Source organism: Aquimarina sp. I32.4 (assembly GCF_002924285.1).
Lineage (GTDB): Bacteria > Bacteroidota > Bacteroidia > Flavobacteriales > Flavobacteriaceae > Aquimarina.
This window is the reverse complement of sequence record NZ_PGUB01000221.1, coordinates 1-2,137: the sequence shown is the minus strand read 5'-3', so window position 1 is coordinate 2,137 and position 2,137 is coordinate 1. Positions and strand designations below refer to the sequence as shown.

The window sequence follows — 2,137 nt, the reverse complement described above, 5'->3', positions numbered from 1 at the left end:
AAACCAGAAGAAGGATTGCAAATTCCCAATCCATCTTCTATCATAACAGGTATGGGTTTGATTCCTGCCATTGCCAGAATACCTGGCTTTGGTGAACTAGTACCCTTGTTTATGGCAGCAGATGTAATAAGTACCAAAGTAGTAAATGAAATACTCAATGATTTTTCTAATGAAGCGATGCTAGAATGGCAACGCAGAAAATTAAAGGGATTAAACAATGCTTTGGCTTGGGTAAAAAATAATCAAGGAGCAAAGATGTTAGAGTTAAATGTGATAGAATTTGTAAGCCAAGAAGCTCATGAAAAGTTTTTAAATGGTGAATTTAAAAGCTATAAAGAGTTTGATGAATTTGTCTTAACAGATGAACGAAAAGAAGATAACTGGTATACTTATTTTTATTACGTGAAAGAAGAAAATAAAAAAACTAAGTATTTAATAGATTCAATATTTTTAAGACAATGAATAAAATAATAATATTAATAATTATTTCTTTTTTAGTGTCCTGTACATCTAATTCTCAAAATGAGATAGAGATTATAACTAAAAAAACAGATTTACCTTTAAAAATACTTTTTGGTACAAAAAAAACAGATAGTACTTATATTTATTTATGCTTTCCAAAAAGAATTATTTATAACAATAAAACTTCTCTTTTAAATAAACTAAATCGGTATAACATAAACTTAAACCAAGTAGGTACAAACTCTAGAGATTATCGATGGTATAGATATAAGGACTCATTAATTTACCCAGATAGTTTTCAGATAGAGCCTTTTGAAAAAGATTCTATAGATTTTTACTATGGCTATTCTCTTAAATTATCAAATTTTCAACTAGATAGTTTAATTAATAGTAAAAAAATAACTCAAATATATGGAAAGCTTAAGGTATATGATATTCCTATAAGTGATGATGTAGAAAAATGGGCTTCATCAAAGATTAATGATAGCATCAAGGGGCAACTTCATTTTAAACTTCATAACAAAGAAAAAGGTTTTTTCTATAAAAGCTTGGATATTGAGCTATTTGATGATTAAAACTATATTTTTAAGAGAATGAGAAAAATTGTTTTAATATTATTTATGATATACAGCTTTTGTAGCTGTCAACCATTAGAAAAGAGTATAACTCTGGAAAAAACAAATAGTTCGAAACCTATTAAAGTGATGGGTAGTTTATTAAATTTTGATAAAAATGAAAAGTTTGTTTTATTTCCTTTACAATTAATTATTACAAATAAATCGAATGAAAATTTATTGATTTCTAATATATATATAAGTGATAAAGGACCAAAAATAGTTAACAATAAAGACTATAAAAGGTTTATACTTAATAATTCTGGTCAATTAGATTTCTTTAGAAAAAAAATAAATATAGAAGCTAAAAAAGCAAAAAGCATAGAAATATACTATGGCTATAGGGTTATTGATTCTTTACAGAGTATTAATTTTGAAATAGATACTACTATAAAAGGTCAAAAAATAAATAATATAATTATAAAAAATCTTTTAGAAAATTCTAAAAATGAGAGTCTATTAAAAAAGGTTCTAAATATAAAACAAAGAGATGAACTTCACTTAAGTATAATTAATTCAGGAGATATACAATTTTTTAAAAGCATTAAAATAAATCCTTTTTAATGAAAACTATAAAAGCAACAGTAAAATGGTAGCCCCTTTTTTATACTTATAATTTCTACCTAATAGCATCAGTAGTATAATCGATGTAATAGGGGTATTACTACAACCCATAAAAAATAATGGGATGCGCATTTGGCTATAATACAAAACCTTGAGTATGCCAAAGCAAAAGGGGGGGCTGGCTATACTTTGAATTTACCGTAAAAGAGAATTTTATTGCGGTAAATTCAAAGTGTAAACGCTATTACCTCACAGAAAAATTAAAAACAAATTTATCTTCATAATTGAAACTATTTTAATCAATGAATAAAATAAGTATACTCGTTTACATCCTCTTATTCTTCTTTTTAGGATGTAACTCTGACAAACAGGAGAAACTATATGATAGAGCTGTCTTTTGCTATAGAAGTAGAGAATTTTATGATGCAATTCGGATACTTGAGCAAATGAATGATTCTAAGTTTTGTGAAAAAGAAAAACTATTGGGTAGTTCTTAT

Annotated in this window: 4 protein-coding genes; all 4 read left to right on the top strand. The window is 26.1% G+C overall.

Annotation, left to right across the window (positions count from 1 at the left end; all coding sequences use genetic code 11):
- Positions 1–462, top strand: a 462-nt coding sequence (locus CVD18_RS22915; RefSeq protein ID WP_158250545.1) for a hypothetical protein, incomplete at its 5' end; no start/stop codon positions are given.
- Positions 459–1,037 carry a hypothetical protein gene (locus CVD18_RS22115; protein ID WP_103867618.1) on the top strand — a complete coding sequence of 193 codons (579 nt, stop codon included), beginning with the start codon at positions 459–461 and terminating at the stop codon, positions 1,035–1,037. The genes CVD18_RS22915 and CVD18_RS22115, both read left to right, overlap by 4 nt.
- A gap of 18 nt (positions 1,038–1,055) precedes the next feature.
- Entirely contained in the window at positions 1,056–1,640 is a 585-nt protein-coding gene (locus CVD18_RS22110) for a hypothetical protein (protein WP_103867617.1), read from the top strand.
- Between the two features lie 302 nt (positions 1,641–1,942).
- Positions 1,943–2,137, top strand: a 195-nt coding sequence (locus CVD18_RS23285; protein ID WP_233194620.1) for a hypothetical protein, incomplete at its 3' end; no start/stop codon positions are given.

What these genes read in the sequence shown, in the direction of transcription:
- CVD18_RS22115 (WP_103867618.1), top strand. Translation starts at nt 459, where the DNA reads ATGAATAAAATAATAATATTAATAATTATTTCTTTTTTAGTGTCCTGT.
- CVD18_RS22110 (WP_103867617.1), top strand. Translation starts at nt 1,056, where the DNA reads ATGAGAAAAATTGTTTTAATATTATTTATGATATACAGCTTTTGTAGC.